The following is an 18,106-nucleotide window of genomic DNA, read 5'->3' as shown; positions in this document are numbered from 1 at the left end:
CCTCCTTGGTCTGACCTTCCAAGGCACCGCACGGCGCCCCTGCTTTTTTTAGGAAACCGTGAACTTGCTGGGGGGCGGGACCCTTTTCCTGTGCATTGGTATCCGACCCCGAGTACTGGAAACACGAACGCCCGGGCAAGCCCAGGCATTCGTGCCCCCTTCATGCTGGTGACGCGCTTCAGCTGGCCAGTTCGGCCTGTTCACGCTCGATGCCGTACTTGCGCAGCTTTTCCACCAGGGTGGTGCGGCGCAGGCCGAGCAGCTGGGCGGCGTGGGCGACCACGCCCTGGGTGCGTTCCAGTGCTTCGTTGATCAGGCCCAGTTCGATGTTGGCCATGTGGTTGCGCAGGTCCATGCCCTCGTCGGGCAGTGCGACCGGTGCAGCCGGGCGATTGACGGCGATGCCGTGCTCCAGCGCCGGTTGGTTGCCACTGCCCGGGGTGTGGAACGAGAAGCTGCGCAGGTCCAGGCGTTCTTCGCTGGCGATGGGCTGCGCCGGTGTCGGTGCGGCCGCTGCTGCCAGGACGGCATCGCCACGGTAGCGCGCCGGCAGATCCTGCACGCGTACCGAGCCACCCGGATGCAGCACGGCGAGGCGCTCGACCAGATTGGTCAGCTCACGCACGTTGCCCGGCCACTCGTAGCCTGCCAGTGCCTGCAGCGCTTCGGCGGTAAAGCGCACTTCGCCGCGACCGGTGCGGGCCAGCTGCGTGGCGATGGTCTCCACCAGCGCCGGCAGGTCTTCGCGGCGTTCGCGCAGGGCTGGCACATCGATCGGGAACACGTTGAGGCGGTAGAACAGATCCTCGCGGAACTTGCCTTCGGCGATACGGGTTTCCAGGTCGCGGTGGGTCGCAGCGATCACCCGCACATTGCAGCGGATGGTCTGATTGCCACCCACGCGCTCGAAGCTGCGCTCCTGCAGCACGCGCAGCAGCTTGACCTGCATCGGCAGGCTCATGTCGCCGATTTCGTCGAGCAGCAGAGTGCCGCCCTCGGCCATTTCAAAACGGCCCTTGCGTGCGGTCAGTGCACCGGTGAAGGCGCCCTTTTCGTGACCGAACAGCTCGCTTTCCAGCAGGTCCGGTGGAATGGCACCGCAGTTGATCGCCACGAACGGGCCATCGCGGCGCGGCGAGCGCTGGTGGATCGAGCGCGATACAACTTCCTTGCCGGTACCCGACTCGCCCAGCACCAGCACGGTGGTGTCGAAGGCGGCTACCTGTTCGATCATGGTGCGCAGTTCGGTAACCGCCGGGCCATGGCCGGTCGGGCCCTGTTCCTGCACGGCACCGGCCTGGTGCTCGGCATCCAGGCGCTTGAGGCTGGCGCGACGCAGCAGGGCTTCCATCTGCGTATGCCGCAGCGGGGTTTCCAGCGGCCAGATGTTGGCTTCATGCAAGCCGTGCCGCTGCGCGAACGCGGTGGCTTCGCCATCGGCCAGCAGCACCGGCGGTGGCAGGCTGCTGCCGCCGAGCCAGTTGTACAGCGCGGTGCTGGCGGCGCTGTCGTCCAGGCTGCCGACGATCACTGCCATCCAGTCGTTCTGGCGCTGGCGGCCCAGGTCGAAGTCGGCCGCGTCGGAGACCCAGCGCGGGTTGAAGTCCATGAATTCGAGCAGGGCAACGGTGCGCTCTGCGCGCACGGCGTCGTTGTCCAGCACCAGGATGCGCGATTCGCTCACGACTGATCCTCCCTGAGGCCTTCCAGGATCGGCATGACTTCCTGGATGTAGGACAGCTTGCTGACGAAGTTGTCGGCGCCGGCGCGCAGCGCGTGTTCGCGGTGCTCGACGTCGTCGAAGTGGCTGGCGATCACGATGTACGGGGCATCGTCCTGCGACTTGATCAGGCGGGTGGCCTGCAGGCCGCCCATCTCCGGCATTGCTAGATCCATCAACACCACCTGCGGGCGCAGTGTTTCCGAACGCTCGATCGCTTCCAGGCCGTTGCCGGCACTGCCGACGATCTGCAGCCAGTCGATCTTGCGGAAATGGCGCATCGCCGCGTTGATGAAGCCCTCGTGGTCATCGACCAGCAGGACCGTGAGCTTGTTCATGTCCAACATCCTTTTCAGCCCACCCGGGCCAGCTGCGGTTGCCTGGCGCTGAGCCGGCGCCGTTCACGGGCCGGGGCGATATCCAGTTGTTCTCGGTATTTTGCGACGGTTCGGCGGGCAATGTTGACCCCCTGGCGTGACAGCAGGCCGGCGATGGCCTCGTCGGCCAGCGGCCGGCCGGCCGGTTCGGCGTCGATCAGACGGCGGACCATGGCCTTCACGGCCTGGCCGGAGACGCTGGCGCCCTCAAGGCGCACGGCGAAGAAGTGCTTCAGTTCGAAGGTACCGCGCGGGGTCTGCAGGAACTTGCCGGTGGTGATGCGCGAGACCGTGGACTCGTGCATGCCGATCTCTTCGGCCACTTCCTTCAGGGTCAGCGGTGCCATGGCTTCCTCGCCACGCACTAGGAATGCGGCCTGGCGTTCGACGATCACCCGTGCGGTGCGCAGCAGGGTGTCATAGCGCATCGACAGGCCGCGGCTGAACCAGCGCGCCTCCTGCAGCATTTCGCGCAGCGCCGGGGCGGCATCGCTGGTCTCGGCCAGGGCCTGCTCGTACTGGCTGTTGATCGAGACGCGGCGGCTGGTGGCCGGGTTCAGCGCGACTTTCCACTGGCCATCGGCGTGCCAGGCGACGACGTCCGGCACCACCACGGCGTTGCGCTCCGGCAGCAGGCTGTCGCCTGGGCGCGGCTGCAGCGACAGGATCAGGCGCACCGCTTCGCGCACGTCTTCGATTTCTGCGTCGTGCTGGCGGGCGAGGGCGGGGTAGTCGTGCGCAGCCAGTGCATCAAGCGCGCCCTCGAGAATGCGTGCTGCCAGGTGGCGTGCAGGTACCACGCCGTGCAGGCTGCGCAGCTGTGCCTGCAGGCCTTCGCGCAGGTCCTGTGCGGCCATGCCGGCGGGCTCGCCGTGCAGCAGCTGCTGGCGAATGGTTTCCACGCCGTTGGCGGCGATGTCGAACTGGGCGCTGGCCAGCAGCTGCAGCTGGGCCAGCGGCGCCTGCAGGTAGCCGGCCTCGTCGCAATGGTCCAACCAGAACGCAGCTACCGCGAGCTCACGGTCGTCCATGTCCAGCGACAGCCTCTGCAGCACCCGCAGCTGCGGGTCGCTGGATTCGCCTGCCGCGATGCGTGCCATGCGGTCATCGTCGCCATCCTGCCAGCTGCTGCCGGCCACATCCCACATCGAGGATTCGGGCAGCTCGTCGAAGGCAGCCGTTTCCAGGGTGGTGGCGCCGGCATCGGTGGATTCGGCAGTGGGGGCTTCAGCTTCTTCGATTTCCAGCAGCGGGTTGGAATCCAGAAGCCGCTGGATTTCCTGCTCCAGGTGCAGGCCGTCGAGCTGCAGCAGCCGGATCGACTGCAGCAACTGCGGGGTGAGGTGAAGTTGTTGGCCCAGCTGGGTCGAGAGTGCAGCCTTCATCGTGGTTCCCCGGCACCGCTCCCCGGCGCCTTGTGGAACGCATCTTGCTTTTGATCCGGCGGGGGCGGAATCAGGGGGTTCCTGAGGGCCTTCGTGAATGTCCTGACAGGATGTAGGGGTATTCCCTACATTGGCGCGGAATGTTGACGATGAATGCCGCCAAGTTGTTGATTCGCCGTGGGTGACGAAGAGTGGCAGCTGACCTGCGTGTACGAAATCCTGTCAGGGCGTGTCGGGGTGACGGGAATTCGTCGTTGGTGCGGGGTCCGGCGGGAGTCAAATCCCTTTCCCGCGGAAAGGAATCTGACCCCATTCGCGGGCGATCATTCCAGCTCGTGCTGATGGCGCGCGGCGAGCAGCAGCAGGTCGTTGGCGCGGCGGCAACCCAGCGACTCCATCATGCGTGCGCGGTGGGTTTCCACCGTTTTGACGCTGATGCCGAGGTCAGCGGCGATTTCCTTGTTGCTCTCGCCCTTGCCGATGCGGCGCAGGATCTCGCGTTGGCGCGGTGACAATGCGGCAATGCCGGTGGGCTTCTCGCGGCCGAGCATCGGCGCCAGCATCTTGGCCGAGATCTGCGGGCTCAGGAATACCTGGCCGGCGTGCGCGGCACGCAGCGCCAACTCGAGCTCCTGTGGCGCCGCATCCTTGACCACGAAACCGACCGCGCCGCGATCGAGCGCATCGCGTACGTGCGCCGCATCGTCGTGCATGGTCATCATCACCACCCGGGTGCCGGGGGCGCGCAGGCGGATGTCACTGAGGGCTTCCAGGCCGGTGCGGCCAGGTAGCGAAAGGTCCATCAGGACCACGTCAGGGGAGTGCTGCAGGGCCAGCTGCAACGCCTGCTCGGCATTGCTGGCCTCAGCAACCAGCTGCACGTCGGCAAACCCCTGCAACAGCCGCGCCAGGCCGGCGCGGACAAGGGTGTGATCGTCGACGATGAGAACTCGCACAGGCACGTTGGAGGTCCGTGAGGGGAGTCCACCTTAACTTAGCTGAACGGGCACGCCAAGGGCCGCCCGTACTGCTTCATGGTGACAGCTTTCAGCGTGCGCGACGCGCTTCGGCCACCTGGCGACGATGCAGGCGGAACAGATGCCGTTCCATCGCCATTTCCAGGCCGTCACCGAGGCGCTGGAAGCGCAGCCAGAGGTAGTGACCACCGCCACCATCGGCGGCTTCGGCAATCACTTCCACCGGCAGATCGATGTGGTCGGGCAGCCAGTCGCTGGGCTGCAGGCGTACCACCCCGGCCTGGCCGGGACTGGCGCCGCTGCGCGGACCCAGTTGCAGTCGGATGCCGCGGCGTGACCAACGCACCGGACGCAGGGTCAATTCCTGCCCCTGCTGGCGTACCAGGCGGCCAAGCAGCACCATCGCCAGGTCCAGCTTGGCCTCCAGCCGCTGCAGCTGCAGGCTGGCTTCACTGCGTTCTTCGTGTTCGTCGACCCGGCTGTCCTCAACCAGCGCCAGGCTGCGCAGCAGTCCTTCGGCACTGCTGGTACGGCCGGCGGCGCTGCCGGCCTGGAACTCGGCTGGCAAGGCCAGCTCGCAGCTGAGCGTTTCGTCGAACAGCTCGATTTCGGCGGGGTGGTGCAGCGACGTGGTCGGCAGTTGGGTCATGCCAGCGATTCTGCCTGCAGGTAGGCATGCGCGGCGCGAAGGGAGCGCTGGCCGTCGTTCATCAGTGCGGCTACTGCGTCGCGGCGTTGGCGCAGCAGGCCGAGCAGGCTCTGCTGGCGTTCGAACAATGCGGTCAGCGGTGCGTGGTCGGCGGCGGTCAGCGGCTGGCTGAGCAGCGCATGCAACGTGCTGTCGTGACCGTCGAGCAGGCTGTCGGCCTGGTCGAGAGACTCTTCACCCAGGGCCTTCTCGAAGGCGTCCAGCTGGGCGTGCAGTTCGTGCAGGCTCATGGTGCCACCGCCGCGGAGCGGCGCTGTTCCTGCGGGATCGCATTCCAGGCGCTGTCGATCTCGCCCAGCAGCTGCAGGGATTCGTCCAGTGCGGCACGGTCGTTGTGCAGGTTGGCCTCGGTCAGGCGCTGCAGCACGTAGTCGTAGAGTGCCGACAGATTGCCGGCGATCTCGCCGCCGGCCTCGTGGTCCAGCGAGCCGTTGAGGTGGCCGACGATCGCGCAGACCTCGCCGATCGCCTTGCCCTTGCCGGCCTGGTCGCCACGCTCGAGACTGGCGATGGCACGTCGCACGCGCTCCAGTGCACCTGCCAGCAGCATCGCCACGAGTTTGTGCGGATCGGCGTCGGCAACCGCACTGGTCACTCCCACCTGGCGGTACTGTTCGGCATATTGACGGCTGGAACCGTACATTCGTGATTCTCCTTGCGCGGGGTGCCGCCGGCAGGTCGTGGGGACCGTTGCCGGCGGTGCGGCGTTGATTGCTGTTGCGTCCGTTATCGGTGCGTTACACGCCAAACTTGAGCGTCGAACGCATTCCTTTAGCGGTTCAGCTGTGCCAGCTGTTGCTGCAATGCGGTGTTGCTCTGCTGCAGTTTGCCCATCAGGCTGTCGAGCGCCAGGAACTGCTTCTTGTAGCGTTCCTCGACGCCCTTCATGCGGACGTCCAGGTCCTTGCGTCGCTTGTCGATGTTGTCCAGCGTGGTGTTCAGGCCCTTGGTACGGGCGACGAAGGCGCCTTCCTTGCCCGTGGTCGTACTGACGTAACCGTCGACCATCGTGTAGAGCTTGCCGGCGCCGCCGGTATCACCGGTGATCGCCGAGCGGATCTTCTCCGGCTGGCTGGCAAGCGCTGCTGCGAACTTGGTCGCATCCAGCACCAGGCTGCCGTCGGCATTGGGATAGCCACGGGTCTGCAGGCCGAGCTTCTTCGGATCCAATCCATCTGCGGACAGGTCCTTCAGCACAGCGCCCATCAGCGAGCGCAGCTGACTGGATGCGCCGCGCATCTGCGCATCGCCCGTCAGCGTCGCCGCCTCCTTGGTCTTGGCGTCGTACTTGGTCTCGGTATTGATGGCGGCGATCGCATCGTTGTAGGCCTTGACGAAGTCCTGCATCACCTTGGTGGCTGCAGTGGTGTCGGTACTGATCACGACCGTGCTCTTGCCCCTGACCTTGAGGTTCAGGGTCAGGCCCGGTACGGCGTCGGTCACGGTGTTGCTGTCGCTGATCACCGTAACGCCATCGATGGTCAGCTCGGCATCCGCCGCGGCTGTGTTCTCACGGAGGCTGCCGACAAGCTCGCTCAGTTTTGGATCGCTGCCACCGTATTCAAGCTTGATCGCATTGGCGGCGCCGGTCTTCTCCTGAGCGATCGACAGGTACTGGTTGTCGCCCGAAGCGATCAGGGTCGCCTGCACGCCTTCCTTGCGGCCGGCGGCATCGATCTTATTGCGCACGGTGGTCAGCGTGTCGCCGGCCTCCACCTCGACCTTCATCGTCTTTGCCTTGTCGCCCACGCCAACGGTCAGCGTCAAGGTTCCGGCGCCGAAGGTGTCGGTCTTGGGCACCGAGGCGTTGGCAATCAGCTTGTGTGCCGTTGCGAGGGATTTCACCTCCACCTGGTGCGTGCCGTTGGCCGCTGCCGCCTTGGTCAAACCCTGGTCGTACAGTGCCACCGACGCCGACAGCACGTCGTCGGCATTGTTGGGGCCGGCCTTGCCGGTGGCGGTTACTGTGCGGGTGTCGAAGGCTGTTGTGGCCTTCAGTGCGGTCAATGCAGTCTTCAGCTTGTCAAAGGCCGAGGTGACGGTGCCGATCGACGACAGCTGCATCTTGGCCTTGGACTGCTGCAGGTTCAGCGCGTTGTCGGCGGGCTTGCGGTCGGCCGCCACCAGCTGGCTGACGATGTCCGAAATATTCAGGCCCGAGCCGATGCCGCCGTATCCAAAGCTTGCCATGTGATTCTCCTGGTATCGGGCCTGGCCGCTAGGCGCTGGCCCGTCGTCAACGAAAATAGCGGCCTGCGCCGCTGGGTCTTGAGGACTTCGTTGATGCATGCGCCGTGCCAATGCTCTGGCGCAGGTTCTGGCACGCAGGTTGCAGGAGGGTTGGGGCAGGGTGCGGGGAGATTCACCGCGGGCTGCCGGGAGTCTGCAAAAAACCCTCCCCCAATGCAGGGGAGGGCACAGGCTACTGACAATCGGGGGGAGACGAAGCCGCCCGGTACGTACAGTCAAAGGTACAGCGCTGAAAGAGAGGTCCGCAGGAGCGGGCGATGCCAAGCCGGTTCGGGAGTAATCCCGGGCCGGGCATGGCCCGCGCCTTCGTGCATCGTGGCTTCCCGGTTGCCGCTACCGTCGGGACTAACCGACGGTAGCGGCGCCTTCTTGCCGTGGATCAGCGCAGCAGGCTGAGCACGCCCTGCGGTACCTGGTTGGCCTGGGCCAGCATGGCCGTACCGGCCTGCTGCAGGATCTGGGTGCGGGTCAGCTCGGCGGTTTCCTTGGCGAAATCGGTATCCTTGATGCGGCTACGCGAGGCGGACATGTTCTCCGAGGAGGTCTGCAGATTAGCCACCACCGAGGTGAAGCGGTTCTGGATCGCACCGAGGTCGGCCCGGGTGCTGTTGATCGAGCCCAGTGCGTTGTCGACGACCTGGAGGGCCTGCTGGGCTCCAGCGAAGGTGCTGATGTCCAGGTCACCCACGCGCTTCGGCGAGGATGCCGGAGTGCTGGCAGCATAGGTTGCGCCGGTTGCCATGTTTGCCGTGATTGCTGTGGTGCCTTCCTTCCAGGCGTCCAATACCACGTCACCTGCGCTATCGACGGTTGCAGTTACACCATGATCGCCAGTCTTGGCGTTGATCGATGCTGCCAGCGCATTGCCAACTGCCAGCTTGCCAGCGGCGGCAGCGGCGCCGGTGTCTGCATAGGCATCGGTGGAGCTTGCGGCAACGGTAACGTCGGCAATATCAGTGCCATTGATCTTCAGGCCGGCCATGCTGACCGCGTTGTAGCCGAAGGTCGTGGCAGGCGCGCCGGCACCAGTCGTGGCAACGGCTGCGACCGTGATCTTGCCCGAAGCAAAGTCGGTCGCACCCAGCGCGGTAGAGCGCGCGTCGACAATCTTGTCGATCGCAATGCCCTGGCCGGCGTTGGCACCGACCTGGAACAGCTGGCTGGTGAACGAGCCATCCAGCAGCTTGGTGCCGTTGAACTCGGATTGTTTGGCAACGCGATCGATTTCTGCCTTCAGCTGGGTGACTTCCGACTGCAGTGCCTTGCGATCGCTGGCAGAGTTGGTGGCGTTTGACGACTGCACGGCCAGTTCACGGATACGCTGCAGGTTGTTACCGATCTCGGTCAGTGAGCCTTCGGCGACCTGGGCCAGCGAGATGCCGTCGTTGGCATTGCGGATGGCGACGTCGGTACCGCGGATCTGGGTGCCGAAGCGCTCGGAGATTGCCAAGCCGGCGGCATCGTCCTTGGCGCTGTTGATGCGCGAACCGGAGGACAGGCGCTGGATGGTGGTGGCAAGCGAGCTGCCGCTGGTGCTCAGGTTGCGCTGAGCGTTCAACGACATCGTATTGGTATTGATGACTTGTGCCATGATCATTTTTCCTTTGGCTAAGTACTCAGGTGCAAGGATTGGAGGCCGGTGTTGCCACGCGGCCTCATATCATCGGTTTGGGATCAGCGCAGGAGGCTGAGCACGCCCTGCGGCACCTGATTGGCCTGGGCCAGCATGGCCGTACCGGCCTGCTGCAGGATCTGGGTGCGGGTCAGCTCAGCGGTTTCCTTGGCGAAGTCCGTGTCCTTGATGCGGCTGCGTGAAGCCGACATGTTCTCCGAGGAAGTCTGCAGGTTCGCGACCACCGAGGTGAAGCGGTTCTGGATCGCACCGAGGTCAGCGCGAGTGCTGTTGATCGAACCCAGAGCATTATCGATGGTCGACAGCGCCTTCTGGGCACCGGCGAGAGTCGAAACGTCGACTTCCGAGATGTGTTCGGTCGATGCCGTTCCGGCGGCGAATGCCACTGCGGTCGCACCGATCTTGACATCAATGTCGGCGGCCGCCATCGCGACGCCATCCTTGACCTGAGTCAGATTGATCTTGCCGGCAGCCTTGTCCATGACTGCCAGAACACCGGTTTCACCGATCTTGGCATTGATTGCGGTAATGACGGCCTGATTCTGCTCGTCTGCGGTCGCATCCTTCTTCAGTGCGACGGCATCAAGCTTGATGTCTTTCCCGCCCACCTTGATTGTGCCCGTGAGGTCGCCATCAGCAGCCAGCGGAGCAGCAACGGCGGTAAGTGCTCCACCAGCGTAGCTGGAGGTACCAAGCTTCGAGACAGTCGCGTCGATCACCTTGTCGATGGCGATGGACTGACCAGCGTTGGCGCCAACCTGGAACAGCTGACTGGTGAACGAGCCGTCCAGCAGCTTGGTGCCGTTGAACTCGGACTGTTTGGCGACGCGGTCGATTTCCGACTTCAGCTGGGTCACTTCAGCCTGCAGGGCCTTGCGGTCGCTGGCAGAGTTGGTAGCGTTCGACGACTGCACAGCCAGCTCGCGGATACGCTGCAGATTGTTGCCGATCTCGGTCAGCGAGCCTTCGGCGACCTGGGCCAGCGAAATGCCATCGTTGGCATTGCGGATGGCGACGTCGGTACCGCGGATCTGGGTGCCGAAGCGTTCGGAGATCGCCAGGCCAGCGGCGTCGTCCTTGGCGCTGTTGATGCGCGAACCGGAGGACAGGCGCTGGATGGTGGTGGCCAGCGAGCTGCCGCTGGTGCTCAGGTTACGCTGAGCATTCAACGACATCGTGTTGGTGTTGATGACTTGTGCCATGAGGAGAGGTCCTTGAGCGGTTGCACGTGAGTTGGGTTAGACGCCCCCGACGTGCCCCGGGGGCGGCTCATGTCAGCGCTGCAACAGGCTGAGCACGTTCTGCGGTACCTGGTTTGCCTGGGCCAGCATGGCCGTACCGGCCTGCTGCAGGATCTGGGTGCGGGTCAGTTCGGCGGTTTCCTTGGCGAAGTCGGTATCGCGGATGCGGCTGCGCGAGGCCGACAGGTTCTCCGAGGAGGTCTGCAGGTTGGCCACCACCGAAGTGAAGCGGTTCTGGATCGCGCCGAGGTCGGCGCGGACGCTGTTGACCGATTCCAGAGCCTTGTCTACGATTGACAGCGCTTGCTGGGCACCCTCAACGGTGCTCACATTGAGGTCCTCGACGTGGCGTGCGGTTGCGCCGGTCAGCGTGCCACCGGTGCCGGCCGCAACCTGCTGCAGGCCGATGTTGGCAAAGTTTGCGTCCACTGCTGTAGCGCCGGTGGTCGGGGTGGCGCTGACAGACAGCGCGAATGTTTGGCCTGCCGTGGCTGAGTGCAGGGAGAGCTTACCGGCGTCCACCTTCGCCATGACGCCGGTCGCACCGAGGCGACTATTAACTGCTGCGGCTGTGGCGGCGGTGATCGATTCGCCGGCCTTCACAGTGAAGTCGGGAATCTTGATGGTGGTTGGGGCGGCCGCGCCCTGCGGGGTGATGCCGATCTGCAGGCCGGAGAAGGTCGTATCGGCCGCGGCCTTGTCGGCCGCGATGGCCTGGGTGTCGTAGACGTTGGCGAAGGTCGCTGCGCCCAGCGTATCTGCCTTGGCATCGACGACACTGTTGATCGCGATTGCCTGGCCGGCGTTGGCACCCACCTGGAACAGCTGGCTGGTGAACGAGCCGTCCAGCAGCTTGGTACCGTTGAAGTCGCTCTGCTTGGCGACGCGGTCCACTTCCGAGATCAGCTGGGTCACTTCGGCCTGCAGGGCCTTGCGGTCGCTGCTGGAATTGGTGGCATTGGAGGCCTGCACGGCCAGTTCGCGGATGCGCTGCAGGTTGTTGCCGACTTCGCTCAGCGAGCCTTCGGCGACCTGGGCCAGCGAGATGCCGTCGTTGGCGTTGCGGATGGCCACGTCCAGGCCGCGGATCTGGGTGCTGAAGCGCTCGCTGATGGCCAGGCCGGCGGCGTCGTCCTTCGCGCTGTTGATGCGCAGACCGGACGAGAGGCGCTGGATGGTGGTGGCCAGCGAGTTGCCGCTGGTGCTCAGGTTGCGCTGAGCGTTGAGCGACATCGTATTGGTGTTGATTACCTGTGCCATGGGGTCGTCTCCTCTTATATGGAACCCGTTGGTGAATGAAACGAAGCGCCGCCTGTTTTTTTGTGTGGCTGTGTGCTTCGCTGTTGCCAAATGAATAACGGCGCTTTGTCAACAACCTTTAGCCGTGAATTCCGTTGAGGCCGGATTTCGTTGCCGGAGGCCGTTTTTCCGGGCTTTTCGAGCCCTGGAGGAGGCGGTTGGGCATGCCCAGCCAGCGCTGATGAAGGTATCGGCGGGGCAGCGGCGGGCTTGATAGGTAATCACGGAAAATCCGCCTGGCATGGCCCGGCGCGACCAGAGCCAGCCATTCGGTAGCGCCGGGCCATGCCCGATGAGCGCAGCGGGCCATGGCCGCAGAAACGAAAAAGGCCGCGATGCAGGGCATCGCGGCCTTTCAGGGGTGACGCAGGAGATGCGTCAGCGGATCTTGTTGAACAACGACATCGACTGCATCTGCGAGAAGATCGTCTGCGCAGCCTGCAGTGCCGTGCTCTGCAACTGGTACTGGCCCAGCGCATCGGCATAATCCAGGTCGCGCATCTGCGACAGCGTGGTCTTCAGGGTCACGCCGTTGGCTTCACGCATGTCGGCGGCATTGTCCAGCGCCTTCAGCTGCGCGCCGCCGGCTGCACGTGAGTCGATCATCCGTTCCGACGCGCGTGCCACGTCGCGCAGCGCATTCTGCAGCTCGTTCTGCTGTGCGCTCATCTTCGCCGTGGTACCGGTATCGGCATCCAGCGCGGCGATCAGTTTGTCCATGGTGTCAAAGATGTCGCGGCTGGTCGCAGGCTTCACATTGAAGCTGTCGCCCGCAGCGGGGGCACCGGTGATCTGCAGGCGCACCCCGTTTACTTCGAGATTGTCACCGGCCTTGTAGGTGCCGGTACCGGTCACGTTGCCGGCGCCATCCAGCACTTCGTACTGGTTGGCAGCGGTGAAGCGGACGCTGAAACTCTGGCCGTTCCAGCTGTCGCTGCCGTCGCGGGTGATGTTGGTCAGCACGCCATTGCCGGTATTGCCCGCCGCGGCACCGCCGTCGACGAAGCCATCACCGGTTGGGATGCGCATGAAGATCTCGCTGCCGGGCAGGGAATCACGCACATAGGTATCCGGGCCGACTTCGACCTGGCGCTGGGTCTGGTCACCACGGTAAACCACCTTGCCATTGATCTTGGCGAATGGCGGGTCGCCGTCATTGGTGCCGCCGAACACGTAGCGACCGGTACCGTCGTCGGCGTTGGCCAGCGACAGCAGGCCGTCGCGGATCTGGTTCAGTTCGGTGATCAGCGTCTTTTTGTCGGCCGCGCTCAAGGCGGGGTTGCTGGCCTGGATGGTCAGGTCGTTGACCCGGCCCATCAGATCGTTGACCTGCGCCAGGGTGTTTTCCTGCACGCCCAGGCGGTTCTGCACGTTGCCGGCATTGAGCTTCATCCTGTCCAGTGCGGCCAGGCTGCGGTCCAGGCCAACGGCAGCACCGGCGCCGACCGGATCGTCCTTGGCGCTGACGATCTTGCTGCCGGTGGCGATCTGCTGCTCCAGGTGGCTGAGCTTGGCCTGCTTGGCCATCATCAGCGACACAGACTGGTTGAACATCATGCTGGTGGAGATGCGGCTGCTCATCGGCGGACGGCTCCCAGGATGGTCTGGAACATGCTGTCGGCGGTGGAGATCAGCTGCGAGGCGGCCTGGTAGGCCTGCTGCAGGCGCAACATGTCGGCCGCTTCTTCATCCAGATTGACGCCGGATACCTCGTCGCGGGCCTCCTGCGCCTTGTCATTGATCACCAGCTGGGCATCCAGCGAGTACTCGGCCGAACGGGCCGCGGCACCGACCTGGGTGGTCAGGCCACCCAGCGCGCCGTTCAGCGTCACCGTGCCGGCGTTGAACGCCTTGGCGCTCTCCACCTTGGCCAGCTTGGAGGCGTTGCTGTTGTCCGACGATCCGGCCGGGGTCGGGGTGATGTTGAAGGTGTCGCCGACCTTGGGTGCGCCGTCCAGTACGAAGCTCCAGCCGTTGGCACTGATGGTCTGGCCTGGGGTGTAGGTCTGTGGCGGGCCGCCATCGATGGTGTAGGTGGTGGCCGAGGTGAACACGATCGCCGCCGGATTGCGCAGGTTGGCGTTGTTCGAATCGGTGACGGTGACGCCGCTCAGCTTGCCTGTGCCGTTGTTGGCGGTGGCTGCTGCGCCCTTGACTGCCGCAGCGGCAGCGATGCGCGAAGGATCGGTGATCGCGATTTCCATGCTGCCGGCCACGCCGGCGGTCGGCTGCAGCAGGAAGCGGTCATTGGCAGCCGGAGTGCCGCCGACAACCATTTTGACGCCGTTGATCACCAGCGGATCGGCGGCGGTGCCGGTGCCGGTCAGCGGAACATTGGCGCCGGTGTCGGCACGGCTGGCCTTCCAGTTGCTGCCATCGAACTGCAGCACCACGTTCTGTGCGTCCAGCTTGCCCAGGTCGCCATAGGTGGCGGTGAGGCTGCCGGTGCCGGTATTGCCGTTGTTGGCGGTGACGCGCGGGTTGCCGATGTTGAAGAAATCACCGCCGAGCTTGCCGTACAGGTCCACGCCCTGGTGGTGGGCCTGGTTGAAGCTCTCGGCCAGGCCCACGGCCAGCTTGCCCAGTTCAGCCTGGGCCGGGGTCAGCACGGTGTCGCGGAACTCCAGCAGGCCGCCGATCTGGCCACCGACCGCCTTCGGGTCGAGCCGGATCGTATTGCCCTGGGTTTCCAGCGCCAGCTGCAGCCGCTCCGGCTGGTACGGGTCGGCCACGGTAGTGACCTTGGTCGCCGTGGTGCCCACCACCAGCGCGTTGCCGCCGGCGGTGTAGACATTCATGATGCCGCCGTCCTGGATCACCGCCGTGCCGCCGGTGTAACCAATCAGCTGGGTGATCAGCTGGTCGCGGCGGTCGAGCAGGTCGGGGGCGGCGTTGGCGATGTTGGTGCCGATGGCACCATTGATCTGTGCGATCTCCTGCGCCAGGCGATTGACCTCGGTGGCACCGGCCAGCAGGCCGTTGTTGACCTCGCCGTTGAGGTTGTTGAGGTGCGTGTTGAGCTGCACGAAACGGTTCGCCAGGGCCTTGCCGCCATCAAGCATGTTCTGGCGGTCTGCGGTACCGGCGGCATTGGAGGACAGGCCGCTGACCGAGTCGAAGAAGTTCGACCACACACCGGAGACGTTGGTGGCCGGATCGGAGAACAGCGCATTGACCCGGTCGGCCATGCCCGAGAGCTGCTTCAGGCGCGCCAGTTCGCCACTGCTGTCGAGCAGGCGCGATATCGCCAGCTGGTCGGCCGTGCGGCGGATGTCGGTGATGCGGGTGCCGTTGCCGACCGTGCCGTAACCGTAGTTCTGCGGATCGGCGGTGGCGAAGTTGACCTTCTGCCGGCTGTAGCCGGGCGTGTTGAGGTTGGCCACGTTGTGGCTGGTGGTCGCCAACGCACGCTGGAAGGCGAGCAGGGCACCGGTACCGGTGGAAAGTACGCTGGACATGGGGTTCCTCAACGACGAGTGATACCCAGCGCCGCGGTTGCGGTGCTGGCGAAGGTCTGGCCAAGGCGCGTGCCGGCATCAGCCACGGCGCTTACCGCGCGCTCGATGGTCGGGCCGCCGGCGATCGCGGCGATCTTGGCCGCGTAACGCGGATCGGTGGCATAGCCGGCGCGCTGCAGCCCGCGGGCGAAGCCCTGCACATCGGTGCCGGCCTGCAGGGCCTGCTGGTAGCGCGGGCTGGTTTTCAGGAGGCGCACATAGTCGGCGAAGCTCTCGGCCGGCGAGCTGTAGGCACGGAAGCTGGCGGTCTCGTTGCGGCGCACGCCATCGACATATTCGTGGGTGCCGGCCACGGCGCGCTGGCCGTTCCAGCCGTTGGCCTTGATGCCGAACAGATTGTGCGAGGTGCTGCCGTCGGCATGCTTGATGTGGCGCTTGCCCCAGCCGGTTTCCAGTGCGGCCTGGGCCACCAGGGCGCGGGCATCCACGCCCAGTTCCTTGGCCGCGCTCTGCGCGTGCTGCCAGATGCTGGCGACGAAGCCCTCCGGCGTGTGCTCGCCGAGCTGGGCCACGGCGGTACGTGTGGCCATCGCATCGGCTGGGCTGATCGCGGTGCCGCGGTTGCTGGCGGTGGCCGCCCACTGGTCGTTGCTGGCCGCCCAGTCATCGCCCTGCAGGCTGCCGATATACGGATCATCGGTGCCCAACGAGCGGTGCATGCTGCTGCTTTCACGGCCAGCGATCAGGTCCAGCGCCTGTTCCATCGGCGCAACCGCGGCCTGGGCGCCGTGCTGGGCACCGGCAGCCATCTGCTGCAGCAGGCGTACGGCCTGCCCGCCGTCTTCCAGCGGCAGCGACGGTGCTGGCTTGGCCGGTGCATTGAGCTGGTAGGCACGACTGGCCTTGGCCGCATCCACGCGAGTATCCAGTGCCGGGCCGTCGGCGGCCTGCCCGGACAGCTGCCGGCTGATCATGCCCGACAGGCCCAGGCCCTTGCCGCGGGTCATCGCCTCGGCGATCTTCTGGTCATACATGTCGCGGAACATCTTGTTTTCGCCGGGGAACAGCGAATCGCCAAAGCTGGCGTCACGCATGCTCTTGACCAGCATCTGCGCGAACTGGCCTTCCAGCTGGCGCGCGACCTTGTCGATCTTGGCCGGATCGTTGTGTTGCGCCGGGTGCAGATCGAATGCGGGAGTGATGCGCATATCAGATCACCTCGAGCTCGGCACTCAATGCGCCGGCCTGCTTCAGGGCTTCCAGGATCGCGATGAGATCGCCCGGTGCCGCACCGACCGCGTTCACCGCATGCACGATCTCGTCCAGGGTGGTGCCGCCGCTGAACTTGAACATGCGGCTGCCGTCGTTGGTGGCGGTGATGGTCGACTGCGGGGTGGCCACGGTGCGGCCGCCGGACAACGCATTGGGCTGGCTGACGTTGGTGTTCTCCTGGATCGTCACCGTCAGCGAACCGTGCGAGATCGCTGCCGGGCCGACCTTCACCTGCTGGCCGATGACCACGGTGCCGGTACGCGAATTGACCACCACCTTGGCGGGGGCGCTGCCCGGCGTCAGTTCCAGGTTCTCGATGCGGGCCAGCAGGCCGATGCGCGCGCCCGGGTCAGTCGGTGCGGTGACCGCGACGGTCACGCCATCGACTGCGCGTGCCGCGCCTTCGCCGAACGCGTTGTTGAGCGCGGCGACCATGCGCGAGACCGTAGTGAAATCGTTGTTGTGCAGGTTCAGGGTGATGTCGCCGCCATTGGCCAGCGGATCGGGCAGGGCGCGTTCAACGGTGGCGCCATTGGGAATGCGGCCGACGCTCGGCACGTTCACCGAGACGCGGGAGCCGTCCTTGCCCTGTGCGCCGAAGCCGCCGACGATCAGGTTGCCCTGGGCGATGGCGTAGATCTGGCCATCGGCGCCGCGCAACGGCGCCATCAGCAGCGAGCCGCCGCGCAGCGACACCGCGTTGCCGATCGAGGACACGGTGATGTCGATCGGCTGGCCCGGCTTGGCGAACGGCGGCAGTTCGGCATGGATCGCCACGGCGGCCACGTTCTTCAGCTGCGGGTTGACGTTGGCCGGCACGTTGACACCCAGCTCGCCGAGCAGGTTCTTCAGGCTCTGCACGGTGAAGGGCGCCTGGCTGGTGCGGTCGCCGCTGCCATCCAGGCCGACCACAAGGCCGTAGCCGACCAGCGCATTGCCGCGCACGCCGCCGACCTGGGCCAGGTCCTTGATGCGCTCGGCACTGGCGGGGGCTGCCACGATCAGCAGCATCAGCGCGACGATAGACGCCGCGCGGCGCTGCCAGGAAGAAGAGAAGAAGGAATTCATGGCCATACTCAGAACGGCGTCAGGCCGGAGTTGAAGAAGCGGCTCAGCCAGCCCATCGCGTTGGACTGCGCAACCGGGCCGCGACCGCCGTAGACGATGCGGGCTTCGGCCACGCGGCTGGAAGGAATGGTGTTGTCCTGGCTGATGTCGCCGGGACGGACGATGCCCTGCACCTGCACCAGTTCATCGCCCTGGTTCAGGCGCAGGTTCTTCTGTCCCTGCACCACCAGGTTGCCGTTGGGCAGGCGCTGGATCACGGTGACCGTGACGTTGCCCTGCAGGCGGTTGCTCTGCGCGCTGTTGCCCTTGCCGGTGAAGTCACGTGCACCCTTGGCCGAGGCGCTCAGAATGTCCTTGCCGCCCAGGGTGACCGGTGCGCCGAAGATGGACGGTGTGCCCAGGCTCAGGTTCGATTCCTTGTTGGTGGCGGTGTTGGCACTGGTCTGCGCGGTGGTGTTTTCCAGCAGGCTGATCGTCAGCAGGTCACCTACGTCGCGTGCGCGACGGTCCGAGTACAGCTGCAGGGTCGGGCCAGCGGCGTAGATCGCGCCAGCAGTCGGCTGGGCCTGCGGCGGCATGATCGGCTGGATCGGCGCCATCGTCGGGTAGGGGCGCACGTCACCCGCGATCACGCAGCCACCGAGCAGGGCGGCCACGGCGCAGGCGAGGGCGGTACGGGCGAAGTTGGAAAGAGGCGACATGGCGGTTTCCCGGTTG

16 protein-coding genes are annotated in these 18,106 nt (G+C 65.4%); all 16 read right to left on the bottom strand.

Annotated elements, in window-relative coordinates; translation table 11 throughout:
• Positions 1-178 precede the first annotated feature (178 nt).
• Positions 179-1,684: a sigma-54 dependent transcriptional regulator gene (locus V9K93_RS09960; protein ID WP_136638985.1), complete on the bottom strand. Its 1,506-nt coding sequence runs from the start codon at positions 1,682-1,684 to the stop codon at positions 179-181.
• Positions 1,681-2,058, bottom strand: a complete 378-nt coding sequence (locus V9K93_RS09955) for a response regulator (RefSeq protein WP_012510975.1) — start codon at positions 2,056-2,058, stop codon at positions 1,681-1,683. The genes V9K93_RS09960 and V9K93_RS09955 overlap by 4 nt, the downstream gene beginning before the upstream one ends.
• Positions 2,059-2,072: 14 nt before the next feature.
• On the bottom strand, positions 2,073-3,482 hold the full coding sequence (rpoN, locus tag V9K93_RS09950) for an RNA polymerase factor sigma-54 (RefSeq protein WP_337302494.1): 1,410 nt from the start codon (positions 3,480-3,482) through the stop codon (positions 2,073-2,075).
• A 323-nt stretch (positions 3,483-3,805) separates the two neighbouring features.
• Positions 3,806-4,438, bottom strand: a complete 633-nt coding sequence (locus V9K93_RS09945) for a response regulator (RefSeq protein ID WP_107379556.1) — start codon at positions 4,436-4,438, stop codon at positions 3,806-3,808.
• A gap of 91 nt (positions 4,439-4,529) precedes the next feature.
• On the bottom strand, positions 4,530-5,108 hold the full coding sequence (locus tag V9K93_RS09940; protein ID WP_337302493.1) for a PilZ domain-containing protein: 579 nt from the start codon (positions 5,106-5,108) through the stop codon (positions 4,530-4,532).
• A complete protein-coding gene (locus tag V9K93_RS09935; protein WP_107379557.1) occupies positions 5,105-5,398 on the bottom strand; it encodes a hypothetical protein in 294 nt (97 codons plus the stop codon). The genes V9K93_RS09940 and V9K93_RS09935 overlap by 4 nt, the downstream gene beginning before the upstream one ends.
• A complete protein-coding gene (fliS, locus tag V9K93_RS09930; protein WP_107379558.1) occupies positions 5,395-5,811 on the bottom strand; it encodes a flagellar export chaperone FliS in 417 nt (138 codons plus the stop codon). Before fliS ends, V9K93_RS09935 begins: the two co-directional genes overlap by 4 nt.
• A 128-nt stretch (positions 5,812-5,939) precedes the next feature.
• Positions 5,940-7,358: a flagellar filament capping protein FliD gene (fliD, locus tag V9K93_RS09925; protein ID WP_100468384.1), complete on the bottom strand. Its 1,419-nt coding sequence runs from the start codon at positions 7,356-7,358 to the stop codon at positions 5,940-5,942.
• Positions 7,359-7,797: 439 nt separating this feature from the next.
• Positions 7,798-9,009, bottom strand: coding sequence for a flagellin (locus V9K93_RS09920; RefSeq protein ID WP_100469147.1), 1,212 nt, complete (start codon positions 9,007-9,009; stop codon positions 7,798-7,800).
• A gap of 83 nt (positions 9,010-9,092) precedes the next feature.
• Complete coding sequence (locus tag V9K93_RS09915; protein WP_100468385.1) at positions 9,093-10,253, bottom strand: flagellin; 1,161 nt, start codon at positions 10,251-10,253, stop codon at positions 9,093-9,095.
• A 72-nt stretch (positions 10,254-10,325) separates the two neighbouring features.
• Positions 10,326-11,552 carry a flagellin gene (locus tag V9K93_RS09910; RefSeq protein ID WP_337302492.1) on the bottom strand — a complete coding sequence of 409 codons (1,227 nt, stop codon included), beginning with the start codon at positions 11,550-11,552 and terminating at the stop codon, positions 10,326-10,328.
• Between the two features lie 417 nt (positions 11,553-11,969).
• Entirely contained in the window at positions 11,970-13,172 is a 1,203-nt protein-coding gene (flgL, locus tag V9K93_RS09905) for a flagellar hook-associated protein FlgL (RefSeq protein WP_337302491.1), read from the bottom strand.
• Complete coding sequence (flgK, locus tag V9K93_RS09900) at positions 13,169-15,049, bottom strand: flagellar hook-associated protein FlgK (RefSeq protein ID WP_337302490.1); 1,881 nt, start codon at positions 15,047-15,049, stop codon at positions 13,169-13,171. The genes flgL and flgK overlap by 4 nt, the downstream gene beginning before the upstream one ends.
• An 8-nt stretch (positions 15,050-15,057) precedes the next feature.
• Positions 15,058-16,257 (bottom strand): flagellar assembly peptidoglycan hydrolase FlgJ, encoded by a 1,200-nt coding sequence (gene flgJ / locus V9K93_RS09895; RefSeq protein WP_337302489.1) that lies wholly within the window; start codon positions 16,255-16,257, stop codon positions 15,058-15,060.
• A gap of 1 nt (position 16,258) precedes the next feature.
• Positions 16,259-17,395, bottom strand: a complete 1,137-nt coding sequence (locus V9K93_RS09890; RefSeq protein ID WP_478475454.1) for a flagellar basal body P-ring protein FlgI — start codon at positions 17,393-17,395, stop codon at positions 16,259-16,261.
• 2 nt (positions 17,396-17,397) lie between these two features.
• Complete coding sequence (gene flgH / locus V9K93_RS09885) at positions 17,398-18,090, bottom strand: flagellar basal body L-ring protein FlgH (protein ID WP_012510987.1); 693 nt, start codon at positions 18,088-18,090, stop codon at positions 17,398-17,400.
• Between the last annotated feature and the right edge of the window lie 16 nt (positions 18,091-18,106).

This window comes from Stenotrophomonas sp. CCNWLW162, from assembly GCF_037203745.1.
GTDB lineage: Bacteria > Pseudomonadota > Gammaproteobacteria > Xanthomonadales > Xanthomonadaceae > Stenotrophomonas > Stenotrophomonas maltophilia_AQ.
Note: the sequence above shows the minus strand (reverse complement) of the source record. Positions and strands in the feature narration are given on the sequence as shown.

Coding starts and splice junctions, on each gene's coding strand:
- V9K93_RS09910 (WP_337302492.1), bottom strand. CDS start 11,552: ATGGCACAGGTAATCAACACCAATACGATGTCGCTCAACGCTCAGCGC.
- V9K93_RS09890 (WP_478475454.1), bottom strand. CDS start 17,395: ATGGCCATGAATTCCTTCTTCTCTTCTTCCTGGCAGCGCCGCGCGGCG.
- flgH (WP_012510987.1), bottom strand. CDS start 18,090: ATGTCGCCTCTTTCCAACTTCGCCCGTACCGCCCTCGCCTGCGCCGTG.
- flgL (WP_337302491.1), bottom strand. CDS start 13,172: ATGAGCAGCCGCATCTCCACCAGCATGATGTTCAACCAGTCTGTGTCG.
- V9K93_RS09915 (WP_100468385.1), bottom strand. CDS start 10,253: ATGGCACAAGTCATCAACACCAACACGATGTCGTTGAATGCTCAGCGT.
- V9K93_RS09940 (WP_337302493.1), bottom strand. CDS start 5,108: ATGACCCAACTGCCGACCACGTCGCTGCACCACCCCGCCGAAATCGAG.
- fliD (WP_100468384.1), bottom strand. CDS start 7,358: ATGGCAAGCTTTGGATACGGCGGCATCGGCTCGGGCCTGAATATTTCG.
- flgK (WP_337302490.1), bottom strand. CDS start 15,049: ATGTCCAGCGTACTTTCCACCGGTACCGGTGCCCTGCTCGCCTTCCAG.
- V9K93_RS09935 (WP_107379557.1), bottom strand. CDS start 5,398: ATGAGCCTGCACGAACTGCACGCCCAGCTGGACGCCTTCGAGAAGGCC.
- V9K93_RS09920 (WP_100469147.1), bottom strand. CDS start 9,009: ATGGCACAAGTCATCAATACCAATACGATGTCGTTGAACGCTCAGCGC.
- fliS (WP_107379558.1), bottom strand. CDS start 5,811: ATGTACGGTTCCAGCCGTCAATATGCCGAACAGTACCGCCAGGTGGGA.
- rpoN (WP_337302494.1), bottom strand. CDS start 3,482: ATGAAGGCTGCACTCTCGACCCAGCTGGGCCAACAACTTCACCTCACC.
- V9K93_RS09955 (WP_012510975.1), bottom strand. CDS start 2,058: ATGAACAAGCTCACGGTCCTGCTGGTCGATGACCACGAGGGCTTCATC.
- flgJ (WP_337302489.1), bottom strand. CDS start 16,257: ATGCGCATCACTCCCGCATTCGATCTGCACCCGGCGCAACACAACGAT.